The organism is Pseudomonas sp. Sample_23, assembly GCF_004307595.1.
In the GTDB taxonomy this organism is placed as follows: domain Bacteria; phylum Pseudomonadota; class Gammaproteobacteria; order Pseudomonadales; family Pseudomonadaceae; genus Aquipseudomonas; species Aquipseudomonas atacamensis.
Genome location: NZ_RCNX01000086.1, coordinates 91,615 through 108,568, shown reverse-complemented (window position 1 = coordinate 108,568; position 16,954 = coordinate 91,615). Strand labels below are relative to the sequence as shown.

At 60.7% G+C, this 16,954-nt stretch carries 19 protein-coding genes; 10 read left to right on the top strand and 9 right to left on the bottom strand.

Annotated elements, in window-relative coordinates:
* Window positions 1-156: 156 nt before the first annotated feature.
* The 5 genes from D8U82_RS23355 (at window position 157) to msrA (ending at window position 4,739) form a co-directional block, all read left to right on the top strand.
* Window positions 157-2,283, top strand: a complete 2,127-nt coding sequence (locus tag D8U82_RS23355; RefSeq protein ID WP_130903063.1) for a TonB-dependent receptor — start codon at window positions 157-159, stop codon at window positions 2,281-2,283.
* 85 nt (window positions 2,284-2,368) lie between these two features.
* Window positions 2,369-2,728, top strand: a complete 360-nt coding sequence (locus D8U82_RS23350; RefSeq protein WP_125926178.1) for a hypothetical protein — start codon at window positions 2,369-2,371, stop codon at window positions 2,726-2,728.
* A gap of 97 nt (window positions 2,729-2,825) precedes the next feature.
* Window positions 2,826-3,287: an NUDIX domain-containing protein gene (locus D8U82_RS23345; protein WP_130903062.1), complete on the top strand. Its 462-nt coding sequence runs from the start codon at window positions 2,826-2,828 to the stop codon at window positions 3,285-3,287.
* A gap of 35 nt (window positions 3,288-3,322) precedes the next feature.
* The gene (gene sseB / locus D8U82_RS23340; protein ID WP_110645696.1) at window positions 3,323-4,108 is read left to right on the top strand and encodes an enhanced serine sensitivity protein SseB; all 786 of its coding nucleotides are present in this window, start codon (window positions 3,323-3,325) and stop codon (window positions 4,106-4,108) included.
* Between the two features lie 124 nt (window positions 4,109-4,232).
* Window positions 4,233-4,739, top strand: coding sequence for a peptide-methionine (S)-S-oxide reductase MsrA (gene msrA, locus D8U82_RS23335; protein WP_016774420.1), 507 nt, complete (start codon window positions 4,233-4,235; stop codon window positions 4,737-4,739).
* 18 nt (window positions 4,740-4,757) lie between these two features.
* Here the strand turns inward: msrA and D8U82_RS23330 are convergent, their stop codons facing one another.
* The gene (locus tag D8U82_RS23330; RefSeq protein WP_016774419.1) at window positions 4,758-5,975 is read right to left on the bottom strand and encodes an MFS transporter; all 1,218 of its coding nucleotides are present in this window, start codon (window positions 5,973-5,975) and stop codon (window positions 4,758-4,760) included.
* A gap of 129 nt (window positions 5,976-6,104) precedes the next feature.
* On the opposite strand from D8U82_RS23330, the gene D8U82_RS23325 reads away from it, so the two are divergent.
* Window positions 6,105-6,728, top strand: coding sequence for a TetR/AcrR family transcriptional regulator (locus D8U82_RS23325; RefSeq protein WP_016774418.1), 624 nt, complete (start codon window positions 6,105-6,107; stop codon window positions 6,726-6,728).
* A 5-nt stretch (window positions 6,729-6,733) separates the two neighbouring features.
* Here the strand turns inward: D8U82_RS23325 and D8U82_RS23320 are convergent, their stop codons facing one another.
* On the bottom strand, window positions 6,734-7,960 hold the full coding sequence (locus D8U82_RS23320; protein ID WP_122692094.1) for an MFS transporter: 1,227 nt from the start codon (window positions 7,958-7,960) through the stop codon (window positions 6,734-6,736).
* A gap of 62 nt (window positions 7,961-8,022) precedes the next feature.
* Here D8U82_RS23320 and D8U82_RS23315 point away from each other — a divergent pair, with 62 nt between their 5' ends.
* Window positions 8,023-9,021, top strand: a complete 999-nt coding sequence (locus tag D8U82_RS23315; protein WP_130903080.1) for an AraC family transcriptional regulator — start codon at window positions 8,023-8,025, stop codon at window positions 9,019-9,021.
* Between the two features lie 39 nt (window positions 9,022-9,060).
* Here D8U82_RS23315 and D8U82_RS23310 read toward each other — a convergent pair whose 3' ends face one another.
* The 3 genes from D8U82_RS23310 to D8U82_RS23300 all read right to left on the bottom strand — a co-directional run bounded on the left by D8U82_RS23310 (window position 9,061) and on the right by D8U82_RS23300 (window position 11,325).
* Window positions 9,061-9,693: a carboxymuconolactone decarboxylase family protein gene (locus D8U82_RS23310; RefSeq protein ID WP_241668081.1), complete on the bottom strand. Its 633-nt coding sequence runs from the start codon at window positions 9,691-9,693 to the stop codon at window positions 9,061-9,063.
* A gap of 141 nt (window positions 9,694-9,834) precedes the next feature.
* Window positions 9,835-10,272: a cyclophilin-like fold protein gene (locus D8U82_RS23305; protein ID WP_241668080.1), complete on the bottom strand. Its 438-nt coding sequence runs from the start codon at window positions 10,270-10,272 to the stop codon at window positions 9,835-9,837.
* 24 nt (window positions 10,273-10,296) lie between these two features.
* Window positions 10,297-11,325 carry an alpha/beta hydrolase gene (locus D8U82_RS23300; RefSeq protein WP_130903060.1) on the bottom strand — a complete coding sequence of 343 codons (1,029 nt, stop codon included), beginning with the start codon at window positions 11,323-11,325 and terminating at the stop codon, window positions 10,297-10,299.
* A 135-nt stretch (window positions 11,326-11,460) separates the two neighbouring features.
* On the opposite strand from D8U82_RS23300, the gene D8U82_RS23295 reads away from it, so the two are divergent.
* Entirely contained in the window at window positions 11,461-12,363 is a 903-nt protein-coding gene (locus D8U82_RS23295) for a LysR family transcriptional regulator (RefSeq protein WP_122708057.1), read from the top strand.
* Window positions 12,364-12,563: 200 nt separating this feature from the next.
* Here the strand turns inward: D8U82_RS23295 and D8U82_RS23290 are convergent, their stop codons facing one another.
* From D8U82_RS23290 to D8U82_RS23275, 4 genes are all read right to left on the bottom strand, one after another.
* Entirely contained in the window at window positions 12,564-12,806 is a 243-nt protein-coding gene (locus D8U82_RS23290; RefSeq protein WP_122610325.1) for a hypothetical protein, read from the bottom strand.
* Entirely contained in the window at window positions 12,806-13,336 is a 531-nt protein-coding gene (locus tag D8U82_RS23285) for a hypothetical protein (protein WP_130903059.1), read from the bottom strand. The genes D8U82_RS23290 and D8U82_RS23285 overlap by 1 nt, the downstream gene beginning before the upstream one ends.
* Window positions 13,337-13,385: 49 nt before the next feature.
* Window positions 13,386-13,610 (bottom strand): DUF2188 domain-containing protein, encoded by a 225-nt coding sequence (locus D8U82_RS23280; RefSeq protein ID WP_039758787.1) that lies wholly within the window; start codon window positions 13,608-13,610, stop codon window positions 13,386-13,388.
* An 82-nt stretch (window positions 13,611-13,692) separates the two neighbouring features.
* Window positions 13,693-14,610 carry a LysR substrate-binding domain-containing protein gene (locus D8U82_RS23275; RefSeq protein ID WP_024012668.1) on the bottom strand — a complete coding sequence of 306 codons (918 nt, stop codon included), beginning with the start codon at window positions 14,608-14,610 and terminating at the stop codon, window positions 13,693-13,695.
* A 194-nt stretch (window positions 14,611-14,804) separates the two neighbouring features.
* Between D8U82_RS23275 and D8U82_RS23270 the strand changes: the two genes are divergently transcribed.
* On the top strand, window positions 14,805-15,554 hold the full coding sequence (locus tag D8U82_RS23270; RefSeq protein ID WP_130903058.1) for an SDR family NAD(P)-dependent oxidoreductase: 750 nt from the start codon (window positions 14,805-14,807) through the stop codon (window positions 15,552-15,554).
* A 100-nt stretch (window positions 15,555-15,654) separates the two neighbouring features.
* Window positions 15,655-16,953, top strand: coding sequence for an MFS transporter (locus tag D8U82_RS23265; protein WP_130887995.1), 1,299 nt, complete (start codon window positions 15,655-15,657; stop codon window positions 16,951-16,953).
* The last annotated feature ends 1 nt before the right edge of the window (window position 16,954 follow it).

The window sequence follows — 16,954 nt, the reverse complement described above, 5'->3', positions numbered from 1 at the left end:
TTGTTTATTGACCCGATGGCCCTGATCCGTGAGGTTAGTTCACGCCCGATTGTTTGCCATCGTCGGGCAAAAAAGCCCTGTCGCCATGTGTTTCCTGGGTTTGTTCCGACGTCGCACTGTTCATTGCCCGATCCCCTGTTTGCTGGAGTTTTTTCAATGCCGTCGTCCAAATCATTGCCCACTGCCCTGCTCGGCCTGGCCCTGGCCTGCCCGGTGATGGCCGAGACCCAAGGTCTGGAACTGGGGCAAGTGCTGATTTCGGGAGATCAGCGCAGTGGCAGCGATGCAGCGGTCGAAGAAGCGCGGGAACGCCTTGAGCAGGTTCCCGGCGGCGCCAACGTGGTCGACATGCGCCAGCCGTTGCAGGGCCGTGTTGCCAGCAATCAGGATGTGCTGGCCTATCAGCCGGGCGTGTATGCACAGTCGGCGGGCAATGAAGGCGTGAAGATTTCCATCCGTGGTTCAGGCATCAACCGCGCGCCCGGCGCCCACGCCTCGGGGCTGTACACGATGCTGGATGGCTTGCCCCTCACCGGCCCCGGCGGCACGCCGTATGAATTGCTCGAGCCGTTGTGGGTCGACCATGTCGAAGTGCTGCGCGGCGCCAACGGTTTCGATCGCGGCGCGCTGGCGCTGGGCGGCGCTATCGATTACGTCAGCCACACCGGTTACACCGCGCCGAAACTGCAAGTGCGTTACGCCACCGGCAGCCATGGCTATCAGCAGCGCCAGGTCAGCTCCGGGCAAGTGCTTGGCGATTTCGATTACTACGTGTCGCTGACCGATGCCAATGCCGACGGCTATCAGGACCACACCGCCAGCGAGAGCAAAGGCCTGATCGCCAACTTCGGCTACCGCTTCAACCCGAATCTGGAAACCCGCTTCTATTTCCGCCATCGCGAGACTGACAACGACCTCGCCGGTCGCGTGACCAAGCATTCCATCGAACACAGCCCACGGGCAGCCAACCCGGCGTATGTGGCCCGCGATGACAGCCGCAAGCAGCCCGGCAGCACGTTCATCGGCAACAAGACCACGTTCTACCTCGATGACGATTCGAGCATCCAGACCGGCCTCGTCTACCACGACTACCCGATGGATTTGCGCGAAGGCCCGAACCGGCTGAAGGTGGCTTACACCGACGTCAGCGGCACCTTCGACTACAAGCGCCGCGACACTTTGTTCGGGATGGAAAGCCGCAGCAATCTCGGCCTGCGCGTGACCAAGCACCTGCCCAACGATGGCGCCAGCGAGTTCGTGCGCATCCCGAGTGGCAACACCGCCAGCTATGCCCCGGGCACGCGGATGCGTAATTTCACCTATCAGGGTTCGGATACCGTGCTGCATTTCGGTAACGACCTGGAAATTGCCGACGACCTCTGGCTGACCACCGGCCTCGCCGCGATCTACACCCGCCGCGAAAGCGCCGTGACCTATCCGCAGGGCGGCGGCAAAACCAGTCTCAGCGACTGGGACTATGCACCGCGCATCGGCCTGCGCTATCAGATCACCCCCGACGTGCAAGTGTTCGGCAACCTCAGCCGCTCCGTCGAAGCACCGCACCCGTGGTCGCTGATCTACAGCTCCAACGTGCGCTTCCCTGCCGGCAACGGCGCTGCCACCGGCACCCAGCGCGACCCGGTCGAACTGCAAAACCAGACTGCAACCACTCTGGAAATCGGTGGCCGGGGCGACAGCCATTTGGGCGAATGGAGCCTGGCCTGGTACTACGCGCAAGTTCGTCACGAACTGCTCTCGGTACTGCCGGACGCCAACGCCGTCACGCCCTACGAACTCAATGCCAGCCCGACCGTGCACCAGGGCATCGAGGCCAGCCTCAACAGCAAACTCTGGACCGCCGCCGACGGCCGCCAGTTGAGCTTGCGCCAGGCCTACACCTTCAGCGACTTCCACTACCGCAACGACGAACGCTTCGGCGACAACCGCCTGCCGGGCCTGCCGATGCATTATTACCAGGGCGAACTGCGTTACGACTGGCCGCAGGGCTTCTTCGCCGCCGTGAACACGCAACTGGTGTCCAAAGTTGCCGTGGACTACGCCAATAGCTACTACGCCGACCCTTACGCCCTGTTCGGCGCCACCCTGGGCTACAACGCGCCGAAGGGCGACTGGCAAGGCTGGGTGGACATGCGCAACCTGACCGGCAAGCGTTATGCGGCAACGGTCACGCCGGGGTATGACGACAAAGGTCTGGATGCCGCGCGGTCGACCCCGGGTGAAGGGATGGGGGTTTATGTTGGGGTTTCGTGGAGTTTGTTGTGAGGCCTGTTGGCTGTAGACGGACAACTCCAGCCAATCTGCACTACGCTGGCTAGCGATATGAGACAGCTTGCGGAAGGTTCGCTCAATGACAGTCTGCTGCCCTGATTGTGGGTTCACCACCGATAACCTTCCGCCCACGCATAAATGCCCTGAGTGCGGAGAGTTTTCCCACGATTGGTTGATTTACGACTGGGAAGAATTTGTTGCGATCAAACGTCGGCACATCAAGTACAACGTCGCGATTCTTGGGGGATTGCTGATCAATGTGCTTCTGGCCCTCGCGCTTCAGTCCAGCAATGCTTTCCAGTGGTTTCTGACGCTACTGGCAATACCGGCGATCATCAGCTGGCTTCGTTGTCGCAGACAATTGCGGGCGAGGTCAGCGTATAAAGGCCACGAAGCTGGAGTTGTTTTTCCATGGTTTAGCGGGTTGGGTGGTCTTTAATGGCTGTGCAATAAGGAGCTCTTGCCAGCCCGACGTCCTCTTGCAATACGAATCCGAAACGCAACAAGCAGTGGCAAGCCCTTCAAGGAAGATGTAGATGCGCGAACGCAAAGCAGCACGATTACTGGTCATTAGTCCCTCGCAAGAAGTTCTGCTTTTCAGATTCATCCATGAAAACGGCGCCTTGGCCGGCAGAAATTACTGGGCAACCCCGGGCGGCGGCCTTGAGGCCGGTGAGACATTCCATGACGCTGCAATACGTGAGTTGCGTGAGGAAACCGGTATTGAGGTCCTCACGGTTGACGGACCTGTAGCGCACCGTGATTTTTCCATGCTATTACCCAGCGGCGAAACTGTACTCGCGGCCGAACAATATTTCGTCGCGCATGCGCCAAGCGAGCGGCTATCCAGAGCTGGCTGGACTCAGGAAGAAACCGAGGTCATGGCCGATCATCGTTGGTGGTCCGCTGAATCGCTACGAGGCACCGACGATCAGATATGGCCCGAGAGGCTGGATGAAATGCTGGTGAATGCAGGCATCTTCGAGTCGGTCAGGTAATCATCGCTCTCCACTGAAAATAACGGACTGACCTCATGGATACTTCCCAAGAAAACCCATTGGAAACATCGCTCCGACTCGCCGCGGACGAACCCGCGCATCGCCCTGAGTTCTATCGAACCCTCCTGGACTCGACCGTCTACATCCTCGGCACCGCCGGTGCGGCGCAAGGCCATGTCAATCTCGAAGCCGGCAGCAACATCAGCATCGCTCATTGGCAGAAGCCCGATGGCACGCCGGTCATTCCGTTCTTCTCCTCGCTGCCAACGCTGCAACAATCCATCGACAGCGAGCAGAGCTATGTGGAGATACCCGCCCGATCATTGTTCGAAATCACGCTGGGCGCGCTGCTTTTTCTGAATCCGAAGTCGCCGTACGGCAAGGAATTTCTTCCGGCGGAAGTGCAACGCCTGCTCTCAGGCGAAATCGGCCGGCCCGCCACGCAGCGTACCGTGGAAAAAGAAACCAACGTCTTGCTTGGACAGCCTTCGGACTACCCATCGACGATGGTCCATTCGCTCTCGCAATTGCTGGCCAAACACGCCAATGTGAAACGCGCATTCCTGGCGCTGATGCACGACCCCTCGATTGATGAAAAACCGCACTTGATCGTCGGCATCGAAGCGGATGGCGATATCGAACAGGTCATGCGCGAAGCCGGCAATGTCGCTGCGGACACAGCCCCCGATGGCGGACCAGTTGATTTTTGCCGCGTGCTGACGGGACAAGCCGGGCTGAGTGATTACTTCCTCAGGGAGACCAAACCGTTCTACGAACGCAAGTCACCGAGCAGGCTGCGTTCGTTATTTGGCTTTGGTTGACACGCCTGCATGCCGCTTGATCAGCAGGCCAGTGGTCGATTCTGATAAGCGTAACCTTGGATTCTCTCAACCCGCCCTCATAACAGTGGGTATCCCCACATCGTCTCGAGAGGAAGCACACACCATGACCACTCAAACCGAAACTGCCATTCTCGCCGGCGGCTGCTTCTGGGGCATGCAGGATCTGTTGCGCCGCTATCCGGGTGTGCTGAAAACCCGCGTCGGCTATACCGGCGGCGATGTGCCGAATGCGACCTATCGCAACCACGGCAACCACGCCGAAGCCATCGAGATTGAATTCGATCCGGCGGTAATCAGCTACCGGCAGATCCTCGAGTTCTTCTTCCAGATCCACGACCCGAGCACGCCCAACCGTCAAGGCAACGATCTTGGCCCGAGCTACCGGTCGGCGATCTACTACCTCAACGACGAGCAGCGTGCCGTCGCCGAAGACACCGCTGCCGATGTCGACGCCTCGAAGCTGTGGCCGGGCCGTGTGGTAACCGAAATCGAACCGGCCGGGCCGTTCTGGGAAGCGGAACCCGAGCATCAGGATTACCTGGAGCGGATTCCGAATGGCTACACTTGCCATTTCATCCGGCCTAACTGGAAACTGCCGAAGCGCGGTTGAAGAAACTGCTGGCGGGGTTCAATGCCCCGCCACCACCGAAGCTTCTACAGAGCGCGGGCCCGACTTGAAACCGTGGGCCCGGGCACCCCAGGCAATGGCGAAGGCGATAGCGACCAGTGCCAGCATGGCCCACGGAAATGAGGCAACGCCCCACTGATCGAGCAGCACGCCGCCGACGACACCGCTGCCAGCGATCGCGCTGTTCCACGCCACTACATTCAACGACAAGGCGACATCCGCTCCGTTGCCCGCCGCGTCAGCCAGCGCCGTTTGCAACAGCGTCGCCGCGCCGCCGAACGTCAAACCCCATACCGCCACGCCGAGATAAATCACCTCTGGGTTGCGTCCGCCAAAACCCAGCGCCACGCAGACCGCGGCAAAGGTCGCCAAACTCAGCAGAACAGTCGAGCGCAGCAGCGGCTCGACCAGCTTCGCCGTCAGCCATATCCCGACCAGCGCGGCGATGCCGAAGATCAACAACACCACATCCACCCGCTCGGCCATGCCCGCCGGCGCCACGAACGGAGCGATATAGGTGTAGAGAATGTTGTGCGCCAGCATCCAGCTGATCACCACTGCAAGCACAGGACGCACGCCCGGGGTAGTCAAGACTTTGCTCAGCGATAGGCGTTGATGGGCCGGCTGCGGCGGGTAGTCGGGCACTTTCACCAGCACCCAGACGATCAGTACCAAGGTCAGCGCCGACATCAGGCCGAATGTAGTGCGCCAACCGACCAGCCCACCGAGCCACGTACCCAGAGGCACGCCCAGCGACAGCGCAATCGGTGTGCCGACCATCGCCAGTGCCAACGCCTTGCCCTGCTGTTCGGGCTCAACCATGCGTCGCGCATAGCCGGCCAACAGACTCCATGCCAAACCCGCTGCAACCCCGGCGAAGAACCGCGCGACCAGCGTAACGCCGTAGTGCGACGACAGCGCGGTAATCGAATTGAACAGCAGGAAACCGACAATCGTCAGCAGCAGCACGTTGCGGCGCCGCCAGCCCCGGGTGGCGATGGTCATCGGGATCACCGCCAGTACGGAACCCAATGCGTACGCGGTAACCATTTGCCCGGCCATGGACGGCGAAATCGCCAGGCCTTCACTGATCAACGGCAACAGGCCCGCCGGCAGGGTTTCGGTGACGATGCAGATGAAGCCAGTCATGGCCAGCGCCAGCAAAGCGCCGATGGGCAGACCTTTTGGCGTAGCCGTTAACGTGATTGAAGGTGTCACTGGAAGGTCCTCGAAAAACCGACTCAGATTTAAATACCGATCGATCTAGATCCTGAGGGTGCATGCGCAGCGTTGTCAACAATTTCTGTATCGACTAGTCTTTATATTAAATCAATGAGGAGTCAGGTCATGGCGAGAACCGGTCGCCCCCGTCAGTTTGATCGCGACGACGCCGTCGATCAGGCTTTGCAACTGTTCTGGCAACACGGCTACGACGCGACATCGCTGGCCCAATTGAAGGCAGGCCTGGGTGGCGGTATCTCTGCACCTAGCTTCTACGCCGCGTTCGGTTCCAAGGAAGCGTTGTTCGATGAATGCGTGCAGCGTTATTTAACCACCTATGCGCAAGTCACCGAGTGCCTGTGGGACGACAGCCTGCCACCACGCCAGGCGATCGAGACCGCTTTGCGCCAGTCGGCACGCATGCAGTGCGACGACACACACCCCAAGGGCTGCATGGTTACCCTCGGCGTCATGAGCGCACCGAGCCCGGAAACCGCCCATGTGGCGCAAGCCCTGACCCACTCAAGGCAGCGCACCCGTGCCGGCATTCAAGCCTGCGTCGAACGCGCTGTGAATGCCGACGAGCTGGCCAGCGGCACAAGTGCGGCGGCGATGGCGACGGTATTCGACAGTTTCCTGCAGGGCATATCCATCCTCGCCAGAGACAACACCGCGCTGGATAACATTGATGCTGCTATCACTCAGGTCATGCAAACCTGGGACATTGCCGTCACGCGTAAGGCGGATTGATCAAATCACAAATGCACCGGTGCCACCGGCGCCGAACCCGGCTCCGGCACATCGACATTGACCTTCAGTGCAATCAGCAGCGCGGCCAGCAACATCAGAATTCCAGCCGCTACAAACACACCATGGATACCGCTGAAACTGAACACCGAACCGCCGGCGGCGGCGCCTGCGGCAATCGCCGACTGCACCGATGCGACGACCATGCCGCCTGCGCTTTCGGCCTGATCGGGTATCGAGCGCGCCACCCAGTTCGACCATGCGACCGGCACGCCACCGAAGGCCATCCCCCACAGCGCCAAGAGCAACGCCTGCCCGGTGACCGACGCCGGTAACCCGACCAACGCCAGAGCGGCAACACCCACCAACACCGGCATCAGCACCAGTGTTGCGCGTGGATTGCGCTGCAACAGCCAGCCGGCGAACAGCGTGCCGGCAAAGTTCGCCACGCCGAAACCAAGGAGCATCAGTGCCAGCGTCTGCGGGCCGACGCCGGTGGTGCTTTCCAGAAATGGCCTGATGTAGGTGAACAACGCAAAGTGACCGGTGTGCACCAATACACAGCCAAACATGCCAATAGCAATGCCCGGTCGCAGCAACACCTCAAGCACCGTGCGCAGGCGTGACGGACGATGCGGCGCCAGACTGGGTAGCGTGAACATTTGAAATACCAGCGTCACCACGCCAACCGCCGCAGCTGCGAAAAACGCACTGCGCCAGCCAAACTGACCGCCGAGATAACTGCCCAATGGCACCGCGACCACGGTCCCCACGGCGATCCCGCTGAAGATGATCGACAGCGCACGCGGCAGCAGCGCCGCCGGCACCAGGCGCATCGCCACGGCCGCCGCCATGCTCCAGAATCCGCCCAGAGCTATGCCCAAAAGGATGCGCATGATCAGCAATACTGCGAGGCTGGACGACAACGCGACCAGCAGATTCGATGCGATCATCAGTGCCGAGAAACCGAGCAAGACCAGGCGCCGATCAAGGCTGCGCGTCAACCCGGGCACCAGTAATCCGGCAAACAGCGCGACCACCGCAGTCACCGTCACCGCTTGCCCGGCCAGCGCTTCGCTGACGCCGAGATCGAGCGCCATCGGCGTCAGCAGGCTGGCCGGCAGATACTCCGCCGTGAGCAGACCAAACACGCCCATCGCCAGTGAAAACACCGCCATCCACGCAGGCACCAGCGGCTCCCCGTCAGTTCGCCCATCACCTACACGTTCATTCATTTCAAGACTCCCTCGGACATTTCGAGAGGGCAGTCTATTGGCGGCAAACCGGATGATCTATGATGCGCAGTCTTGAACTTTTGATCGAAACCCCGAATATGAGCAGCATTGATTCCTTCTCTGTGTCCTCAGACCTCATCACCGAGTTGCTGCGCAGCATGCGTCTGCGTGGCGTGCAATATCGTCGGATCCACGCCGGTCCGCCGTATGGTCTGGGTTTCAGCGACAAATCGGGCCATGCGTATTTCCACTTCGTTGCCGCTGGATCGACGGTATTGCGACTGGAGGACGGCAGCCTGTACGAGTTGTCAGCAGGCAATGCGGTATTCATTGCTCATGGTGCCGCGCACCAGTTGCTGTCACACGCCGGAGCTGAAGTGCAGGACATTGACAGCGCCGTCGCCGCGCCACTCGGCGATACGGTCTGCGCGGTGCAGGTCGGGCAAAGCGCCGATTCGCCCGATAACGCCCTGCTCTTCAGTGGCTGTATGGAGTTCGAGCTCGGCAGGCTGCAAGGCCTCGGACGGCTGATGCCGGGACTGATGCTGATCGACGCCGGCGGCCAGCGCTATCCGGGACTCATGCCGATTCTCGCGACCATGGAACGCGAAGTCAACGCAGCGCGCATCGGCTTCGCCGGCATTCTCGCGCGCCTTGCGGACGTAGTGGCAGCAATGATTGTTCGCGGCTGGGTCGAATGCGCTTGCGGCAATGCCTCCGGTCTCGTCGCCGCCCTGCGCGACCCTCGCCTGGCGCAGGCCTTGCTGGCCCTGCACCAACAACCGGGGCGCGACTGGAGCGTCGCCGAACTCGCAACGCTGTGCAACACCTCACGCTCGGTCTTCGCCGAACGCTTCCAGACCACCCTCGGCACCCCGCCGCTGCGCTACGCCACCGAACTGCGCATGCGCCTGGCCAGTCAATGGCTGACCCTGGAAAGACTGCCGATCGAAGAAGTGGCGCAGCGCCTGGGCTACACCTCCCAAGCGGCGTTCAGTCGTGCGTTCAAGCGGATAACAGAAAGCTCACCGGGAGCGAGTCGGCGCCAGCGCGCACTATAAGAATTGCATTAACAGAGCGGCAATGAATCCGAGCCGCCCTCACCGCTGGATTTTGTCCAGCCCCGCGCCCACCCGCTCAGCAGCCTGAAAATCCCCACGCGCCTGCACCTCCTGCGCCACTCGCCGCAACTGCTCAATCGTCAATCCCACATTCAGACTGATCTTCAAATGCGACTCCAGCTGTGATTCCACCCCAGCCATCGCTGCCAGCGCACCAACAGTTGCCAGTTCCCGATCCGTCCATGCCAGGTTGTCGCGGGCGAAGATGTCGCCGAACAAGTGCACTTTCAGAAACTGATCGATCGCCGGGGCGAATTCGAACAGTGGGCCGGACACTGGCGCACCGACCAGACGGGTCTGATTGTCGGTGCCGAGTTCGGTGAGCGCATATCCCGACGGAACCGGACCCGGCTCGCGTCCCGGCACGTCTTCGATGCCCCGCGCGGCGCGTTCCTGCAAAACCTTCATCAGCAATGACAAGGCGTTAAGGCTGCGTGGGAACCCGGCGTAGGCGTACAGCTGCACCAGAATTTCCTTGGTCTCGCTGATGCTCAGCCCGGCGTCGAGACCACGATTGAGTGCGTGGTGCAGACGCGGCATGTCGCCGATTGCAGCGTTGGCGGCGATCGGGGCGATCGCCAGTTGTTTAAGCGTCAGAGGCTGTTCTTTCATGATCGGTTTCTCCGGTGATCGGGAAGGATTGGCGCAGAGGGGATTCACGCAGGCTGCACTGGCAAGGACCGCGCAGCCGAGGGCGACGATGCGCAGGAGACGCCCTTGATTTAACGATTTCTGGTTCATCAATGACTCTCCTCACTCATGCAGAGTGAACGTCACCCGCACATCGCCGCGCCCCAAGACTTCGGCCAAGTCCTGCGGGCGTTCGATGCGACCAAGACGCGAATAGCGGTAGGACGAATCGAAGGTCTTGTAGAAGACCACCAACGTATCGTCGCCATACAAAAGGAAATCGCCGTTGTGGATCGTGCCCGGCCGGTAGGGCTGGGTGGGCAATGGCGGCTGCACGGTGGCGTATTTTTCATTGCCGTGCAGGTCGGTCATTTCCAGGCTCAGCGGCAATCGCGTGAGCAACTGCCGCGTACTCGGGTTGTCATCCAGAGCAATGGCAAAACGCTGTTCTCCGACGGTCATCCACATCGTGCTGGCCTCCAAAGCGGTCGGTGCAGACAGAGCAACGGGCAGCCATGCCATCAGTACGAATCCCTTCCAGCCGTTGGCAAAAAACCGCATCGCTTTGCTCCGTCGCGTTGAAAGTTACTTCAGGTTGCTCTTGAAGAACTGCGTCAGCTTGGCAAAAGGAATCAGCTCGACCCGGTCGTACAGATCGACATGGCCGGCATTCGGCACGATCACCAGTTCTTTCGGCTGCCCCGCCAACCGGAACGCCTCTTCGCTGAACTCACGGGAGTGCGCGTCTGCACCGGCAATAAACAACATCGGGCGCGGCGAGATGCTCTCGATATCGACGAACGGATAGAAGTTCATGAACTTGGTGTTGCTGCTCAGCGTCGGACGCGTGGTCTGTTCCGGCGTCGAGCTGGCCGGGGTGAATTCGCCGCGCGGGGTGCGGTAGAAATCGAAGAATTCACGCTGGATCGGATGGGTGTCGGCTTTCAGTTCCAGCACGGTGCCGCCGGTGTATTCGACCTTGCCGCCAGTGAACTCTGCGTAACGCTGCTCGGCCGCTTGCGCAATGATCTGCTTGCGCTGCGCAAGGCTTTGCGAGTGCTTGAGGCCATCACGGTTGGCCGCGCCCATGTCGTACATGCTGACGGTGGCGATGGCTTTCATGCGTGGGTCGATTTTCGCCGCGCTGATCACGAAACTGCCGCTACCGCAGATGCCCAACACGCCGATGCGCTCGCGGTCGATGAATGGCCGTGTGCCGAGGTAATCGACGGCCGCGCTGAAGTCTTCGGCATACATGTCTGGCAACACCGCGTTGCGCGGCGCGCCCTCGCTTTCGCCCCAGAACGACAGATCCAGCGACAGGGTGACAAAACCCTGCTCCGCCAGTTTCTGCGCATACAGATTGGCGCTCTGCTCCTTTACCGCGCCCATCGGATGGCCAACGATAATCGCCGCGCTGCGCGCTGCCGGGTCGAGTCCTTTGGGCACAAACAGGTTGCCGACCACGGTGAGTTGATATTGGTTTTTGAAGCTGACCTTCTGCACGGTCACCTTGTCGCTCTTGAAGAAATTGTCGGCACCGTGGGACATGTCAGCTCCGAATGCAGTAAATGAACTCAGGAGAAACCCGAGCAGTATGAACAGTCGTTTCATGGGGGGCGTCCTTGATCGAGAAACCAGGCGAGGCCGGGATGGAGGTATTGTTGCGCAGGCTCGAGGCTTTGATTAGCTAATGAGTGCTTAATGCGGTTATAAACACTGCTAATCAATAAACCTGAGCATTGCGCCATGGCCAAACCCAATTTCAACGACCTGCTTGCCTTCGTCACGGTTGCCCGCAGCGGCAGCTTCACCCGCGCGGCGGTGCAACTGGGCGTGACGCAATCGGCGGTGAGCCAGGTAGTCTCGGCGCTGGAAGCGCGTCTGAAAATTCGCCTGCTGACCCGCACCACACGCAGCGTGTCACTGACGGCGGCCGGCGAACGTTTGCTGCACACCGTGGGTCATCGTTTCGATGAAATCGAAGCCGAGCTGGACGCGCTGACCGAGTTGCGCGACAAGCCTGCCGGTACGGTGCGCATCACCTGCGGCGACAACATCATCAAGACCACTCTGCTGCCCAAGCTGACGCCACTATTGCTGCAATACCCGGACATCAAGCTCGAGTTCGATATCAACTACGGTTTCCGTGACATCGTTGCCGACCGCTTCGATGCCGGCGTGCGTTTCAGCGATACCGTCGCCCAGGACATGATCGCCGTACCGATCGGCCCACCGCTGCGCATGGCCGTCGTCGCCTCGCCCGACTACTTTGCCCGGCACCCCGCCCCGCAACATCCGCGCGAGCTGGCGGCGCACCGCTGCATCGACATTCGATTTCCGACCTACGACGGTGTCGATGCCTGGGAATTCGAGCGGCAGGGCAAAAAGCTGAAAGTGCGGGTCGACGGCCAACTGGTGTTCAACTCCACCGTGCACATCGCCGACGCCGCTGTGAACGGGTTAGGGATTGCCTACCTGCCTGAAGACGAGTTCGGTGCGCATCTGGCCGAAGGGCGTTTGGTCAGAGTGCTGGAAGACTGGTGCGAACCGTTCGGTGGCTTCCACCTCTACTACCCCAGCCGCCGCCAACCGTCGCCGGCGTTTTCTCTGGTGGTGGATGCGTTGCGCGTGGATCCAGCCCCATTGTAGGAGCGGGCCTGCTCGCGATAGCGTCGGCACATCCAACAGGGTAAGTGCCTGATCCAGCGCTTTCGCGAGCAGGCTCGCTCCCACAGGTTTTTGCGTCAGCTCCCGGAAATCATCGATTCACAAATCCATTGTGGGAGCGAGCCTGCTCGCGAAGGCGCCAGACCAGGCAAATCATCTCTGCATGCTACCCCGCGCGCGCCTCACAACTTCGGCACGTCCCCGGTCGCCTCGGCAATCGTCGCCAAGGTTTCCTCCATGCTGGCGATGTCTTCATGAAGTTTCTGAAACACCAGATCCAGCGACTCGGGGGCGTCCACGGTCTGATGGCCACGCAGGGACTCGACGCTGGCGCTCTCCACGTGCTGGAGAATGTCGACACTCTCTCGCAGTGCCAACAGCTGATCGAAGATCGCGGCAATCTGCGCCTGGCTGCGGGTGCTCATCATTTCCACCCAAGCCTGGCAATGATTTCACGGCGATACGGCGTGTCGATCTGCCCCGGCACCTGTTCGATATAGTCGCGCGCTTGTTCGTGCGCCGCGCCGCTCAACCCGGCCAGATAAGAAACTGCGTCGTCGACATTCGGCACCAAACCTTCGATGTTCTTGAATCTGCCGGGCAGCGCCGTCCAGATCACCGCATCGAGTTGCCGAGGAATTGCCCATTCAGCAAGCACGCCCATCGGCGAGGTACCGACGGTGAAGCTGCCGATGCCATCCTCCCTGCCCTCCGGCACGCCTTCTCGAATACGCAGGAGTTCGCGGGCCTGATCGAGATCGGTCACGTCCAGGACCGACCACAGCACTTTGCACGGCGGCGCGTTCGCGCTTATGGCTGTAGTCAACTCGCCAGTGTCACTGACGCGAACGAAGTCGATCGGTACCTGCGGCCCGTCGGCAAACCACTCACTGGCCAGCGGCAAACCGTCCGGTTTCCAGATCAGTGAGCCCCATCCCAGACATGCAATGACCATAAATCAGACCCTTCTGAAGAAACGATGAACACAGAAAAGAACAGCCTGATCAGCCTTTGGTTTTTCGCGGGTCGGCTGCGCGCGGAAAGGTGCGTTCTTCCTGAATCGTCCCGTCTTCTTTATGGATTTTCAGCGAGGCGGTTTTGTCTTGGAGGTAGTCGCTGGCGATCTGGGTGATCTCGGCTTTGGTCGCAGCCGTTTTCGACGCACGCTGCGCGCCCTCTTTGACCAGTTCCCAGCGCTGCTGGTTTTTACTGATGTGGTAGTTATCCATTCCTTCACCTCTGATGTGAATGACGTGACGTTAAAGGATTGACCTTGAGCAGTTCAGAGAGTTTGAAAGAATTGATCCCCACTCAATACGCGAACTCGTGCCCCAACTCGCTCTCCATCCACGCCAGAAAACGCCTGACCCGTGGGAAGCTGGAATGCGCTTTGGGGAATACCAGATGGTGCGCCGCCACCGCAGCACTCAGAGATTCAGGCGCGACTTCAACCAGCGTGCCCGCCGCCAGATACTTCTGCGCCAGCAATGTGCTTTCCAGTGCGAAACCCAGGCCGTGACTCGCGGCTTCCAACGACATGTATGAACGATCGAAGCTCAATGCGTAAGGCCGTTCCGGACGCGCCAGACCATGCTGGGCAAACCATTGCGGCCATTTGAGCAGGGTGGCTTCCGACAGAATCAGATCGCACTCCAGCAGATCCGCCGCGCCGCGTACCGGGCGTTGCGCGAGCAGTTTCGGTGAGGTCAGCACCGCGAACGTCTCGTTCCTGACCGTGCGCACCTCATAACTGGGCCAGTTCGGCAGACCGTGACGGATATCGACGTCGATCTTGTCGCGACTGAAGTGCAGCGATTCATAGGAGCACGACAGATTGATCTGTATGTCCGGGTGACTGGCGCGAAACGCTTCCAGGCGCGGCATCAGCCAGAGCAGGCCGAAGCTTGGCGATGAGTGCAAGCGCAGGCAATCGAGGCTGACATCGCTGGCCGCACGCTCGGTGGCAACGGCGAGGCTGTGCAGAATCCCGGAGACTTCCTTGAGGTACTGCTCGCCGACCGGCGTCAGCGAGACGCCCCGGGCAGCGCGAACGAATAATTGCCGGCCGATCATCCCTTCCAGTTTCGCCAGTTGATGGCTGACTGCCGAGGGTGTCAGGTCCAGCACTTCCGCCGCTCTGGCGACGTTGCCGAAGCGCGCGGTTTGTTCGAAGGCCTGAATTGCTTTCAGCGGTGGCAGGATGATCGATGCCTCAGTGTCAGAGCGCATGGTGACTCCGTGGTGATTTCTTGTGATGTACGGGCCGGTTTCATTCAAGCATTTGCGAAACGGCCTGACGAGTGCTGAATTTTTTTCAGCATTGAGTGACTTCCGCGTTATTGCTCACGCTCGCCCCGGAGGACAAGCTGAGTCATCGGTTACTTACACACCGACCCAATAAAAACAATTCGAGGGAATCCTCCATGCTTCTTCAAGGCAAAGTCGCAATCATTACCGGTGCCGCATCTGCCCGTGGCATTGGCCGCGCTACCGCCAGCACATTTGCGCAACACGGCGCTCGCGTGGTCATCCTCGATCTGGATGCCTCCGCAGCACGTGACGCCGCCGCAGCACTGGGCGAAGGTCATCTGGGCCTGGCGGCCAACGTGGCCGACGAAGCGCAGGTTCAGCAAGCCGTCGCCGCCATCATCGAGCACTTCGGGCGCATCGATATTCTCGTCAACAACGCCGGCATCACCCAGCCACTGAAGACTCTGGATATTCGCCCTTCGGACTACGACAAGGTGCTGGACGTCAGCCTGCGCGGTACTTTGCTCATGTCCCAGGCGGTGATTCCGCTGATGCGTCAACAGTCTTCCGGCAGCATCGTCTGCATGTCGTCTGTGTCTGCCCAGCGCGGCGGCGGCATCTTCGGCGGCCCGCATTACAGCGCGGCCAAGGCCGGTGTGCTGGGGCTGAGCAAGGCCATGGCGCGGGAATTGGGGCCGGACAATATCCGCGTCAACTCCATCGCTCCCGGCCTTATTCACACCGACATCACCGGCGGCCTGATGCAGGATGACCGCCGCCACGCCATCATCGAAGGCATTCCGCTGGGGCGCCTCGGTCAAGCGCAGGACGTCGCCAACGCCGCGCTGTTTCTGGCCAGCGACCTGTCCGCTTATCTGACCGGCATCACCCTCGATGTGAACGGCGGCATGCTGATTCACTGAGTAACTCTGGGCGGGCCTGCGTGGCCCGTGCGGTTCTGGATCGATGACGCAGCCGGGCCTGATGGCCTGGCGGTCAATAAAAACAAGAGATCAGACCATCATGACTACCCTGTCGCTCGAAGCGGTTTCGACCGTGCGCTCTTCTGCCTATCGCAAAACGGCCTGGCGGCTGATGCCGTTCCTGATGCTGTGCTACCTGTGCGCCTATCTGGACCGGGTCAACGTCGGTTTCGCCAAGCTGCAAATGATGAACGATCTGGCCCTCAGCGAAACGGTCTACGGACTGGGCGCGGGGGTGTTTTTCATCGGCTATTTCCTCTGCGAAGTGCCCAGCAACATCATCCTGCACAAGGTCGGCGCGCGAGTGTGGATTGCGCGGATCATGATCACCTGGGGCATCGTCTCGGCCCTGTTCGCCTTCGTTGAAACCGCCTGGCAGTTCTATGCCCTGCGCTTTCTGCTGGGGATCGCCGAAGCCGGTCTGGCGCCGGGCCTGCTGCTCTACCTCACCTACTGGTTTCCGTCCTATCGGCGAGCGCGCATGACCGTGTTGTGGTTTATCGCCATTCCGCTGTCAGGCATGGTCGGTGGCCCGCTGTCGGGCTGGATCATGAACCACTTTGCCGGTGTGCACGGCTGGGCCGGCTGGCAGTGGATGTTCGTTCTGGAAGCGGTGCCCACCGTGGTCGTCGGCCTGCTGGTGCTGAGTTATCTGAAGGACGGCGTGCATCAGGCGACCTGGCTCAATGACGACGAAAAAGCCTTGATCACTCGCGAGCTGGCCGAAGACGACCAGCAGAAGGTCACCCACGCCTCGGTCGGCGAGTTCATTCGCGACCGGCGCTTGTGGCTGCTGGCGGCGATCTACTTCTGTGTGGTCATGGGCCAATATGCGATCACCTTCTGGCTGCCGACACTGGTGCGCAATGCAGGGGTTTCCGACCCGCTGCACATCGGTTTCCTGACCAGCCTGCCCTATCTGTGCGCCATCGCCGCCATGCTCCTGGTCGGCCGCAGTGGCGACAAACATCGCGAGCGCCGCTGGCACCTGATCGTACCGATGATTGCCGGTGCGATCGGCTTGAGTCTGGCAGCGCTGATGGGCGGCAATCCGACCTTGTCGATCCTCAGTCTGTGCCTGGCCGCCTCCGGCATTCTCTCCGCCACCTCGTTGTTCTGGATGCTGCCCACCACGCTGCTTGGCGGGGTGTCTGCGGCCGCCGGCATCGCCGCGGTCAACAGCTTCGCCAACCTCGCCGGGTTCTGCTCGCCTTATCTGATCGGCTGGATCACCACCCTGACCGGTTCCAGTGCCATCGGCATGTACCTGATTACCGGCGTGCTGTTCCTCGGCGCCAGCCTGGTCCTGCGTATTCCTGCCGCTTTGGTCAATCGTTGAG

Excerpts from the sequence above, each read along its gene's own strand:
- D8U82_RS23270 (WP_130903058.1), top strand. The coding sequence starts at position 14,805 with ATGCTTCTTCAAGGCAAAGTCGCAATCATTACCGGTGCCGCATCTGCC.
- D8U82_RS23355 (WP_130903063.1), top strand. The coding sequence starts at position 157 with ATGCCGTCGTCCAAATCATTGCCCACTGCCCTGCTCGGCCTGGCCCTG.
- D8U82_RS23265 (WP_130887995.1), top strand. The coding sequence starts at position 15,655 with ATGACTACCCTGTCGCTCGAAGCGGTTTCGACCGTGCGCTCTTCTGCC.
- D8U82_RS23280 (WP_039758787.1), bottom strand. The coding sequence starts at position 13,610 with ATGGATAACTACCACATCAGTAAAAACCAGCAGCGCTGGGAACTGGTC.
- D8U82_RS23320 (WP_122692094.1), bottom strand. The coding sequence starts at position 7,960 with ATGAATGAACGTGTAGGTGATGGGCGAACTGACGGGGAGCCGCTGGTG.
- D8U82_RS23350 (WP_125926178.1), top strand. The coding sequence starts at position 2,369 with ATGACAGTCTGCTGCCCTGATTGTGGGTTCACCACCGATAACCTTCCG.
- D8U82_RS23325 (WP_016774418.1), top strand. The coding sequence starts at position 6,105 with ATGGCGAGAACCGGTCGCCCCCGTCAGTTTGATCGCGACGACGCCGTC.
- D8U82_RS23295 (WP_122708057.1), top strand. The coding sequence starts at position 11,461 with ATGGCCAAACCCAATTTCAACGACCTGCTTGCCTTCGTCACGGTTGCC.
- D8U82_RS23310 (WP_241668081.1), bottom strand. The coding sequence starts at position 9,693 with ATGAAAGAACAGCCTCTGACGCTTAAACAACTGGCGATCGCCCCGATC.
- D8U82_RS23300 (WP_130903060.1), bottom strand. The coding sequence starts at position 11,325 with ATGAAACGACTGTTCATACTGCTCGGGTTTCTCCTGAGTTCATTTACT.
- D8U82_RS23345 (WP_130903062.1), top strand. The coding sequence starts at position 2,826 with ATGCGCGAACGCAAAGCAGCACGATTACTGGTCATTAGTCCCTCGCAA.
- D8U82_RS23305 (WP_241668080.1), bottom strand. The coding sequence starts at position 10,272 with ATGCGGTTTTTTGCCAACGGCTGGAAGGGATTCGTACTGATGGCATGG.
- sseB (WP_110645696.1), top strand. The coding sequence starts at position 3,323 with ATGGATACTTCCCAAGAAAACCCATTGGAAACATCGCTCCGACTCGCC.
- D8U82_RS23315 (WP_130903080.1), top strand. The coding sequence starts at position 8,023 with ATGCGCAGTCTTGAACTTTTGATCGAAACCCCGAATATGAGCAGCATT.
- msrA (WP_016774420.1), top strand. The coding sequence starts at position 4,233 with ATGACCACTCAAACCGAAACTGCCATTCTCGCCGGCGGCTGCTTCTGG.
- D8U82_RS23290 (WP_122610325.1), bottom strand. The coding sequence starts at position 12,806 with ATGAGCACCCGCAGCCAGGCGCAGATTGCCGCGATCTTCGATCAGCTG.
- D8U82_RS23275 (WP_024012668.1), bottom strand. The coding sequence starts at position 14,610 with ATGCGCTCTGACACTGAGGCATCGATCATCCTGCCACCGCTGAAAGCA.
- D8U82_RS23285 (WP_130903059.1), bottom strand. The coding sequence starts at position 13,336 with ATGGTCATTGCATGTCTGGGATGGGGCTCACTGATCTGGAAACCGGAC.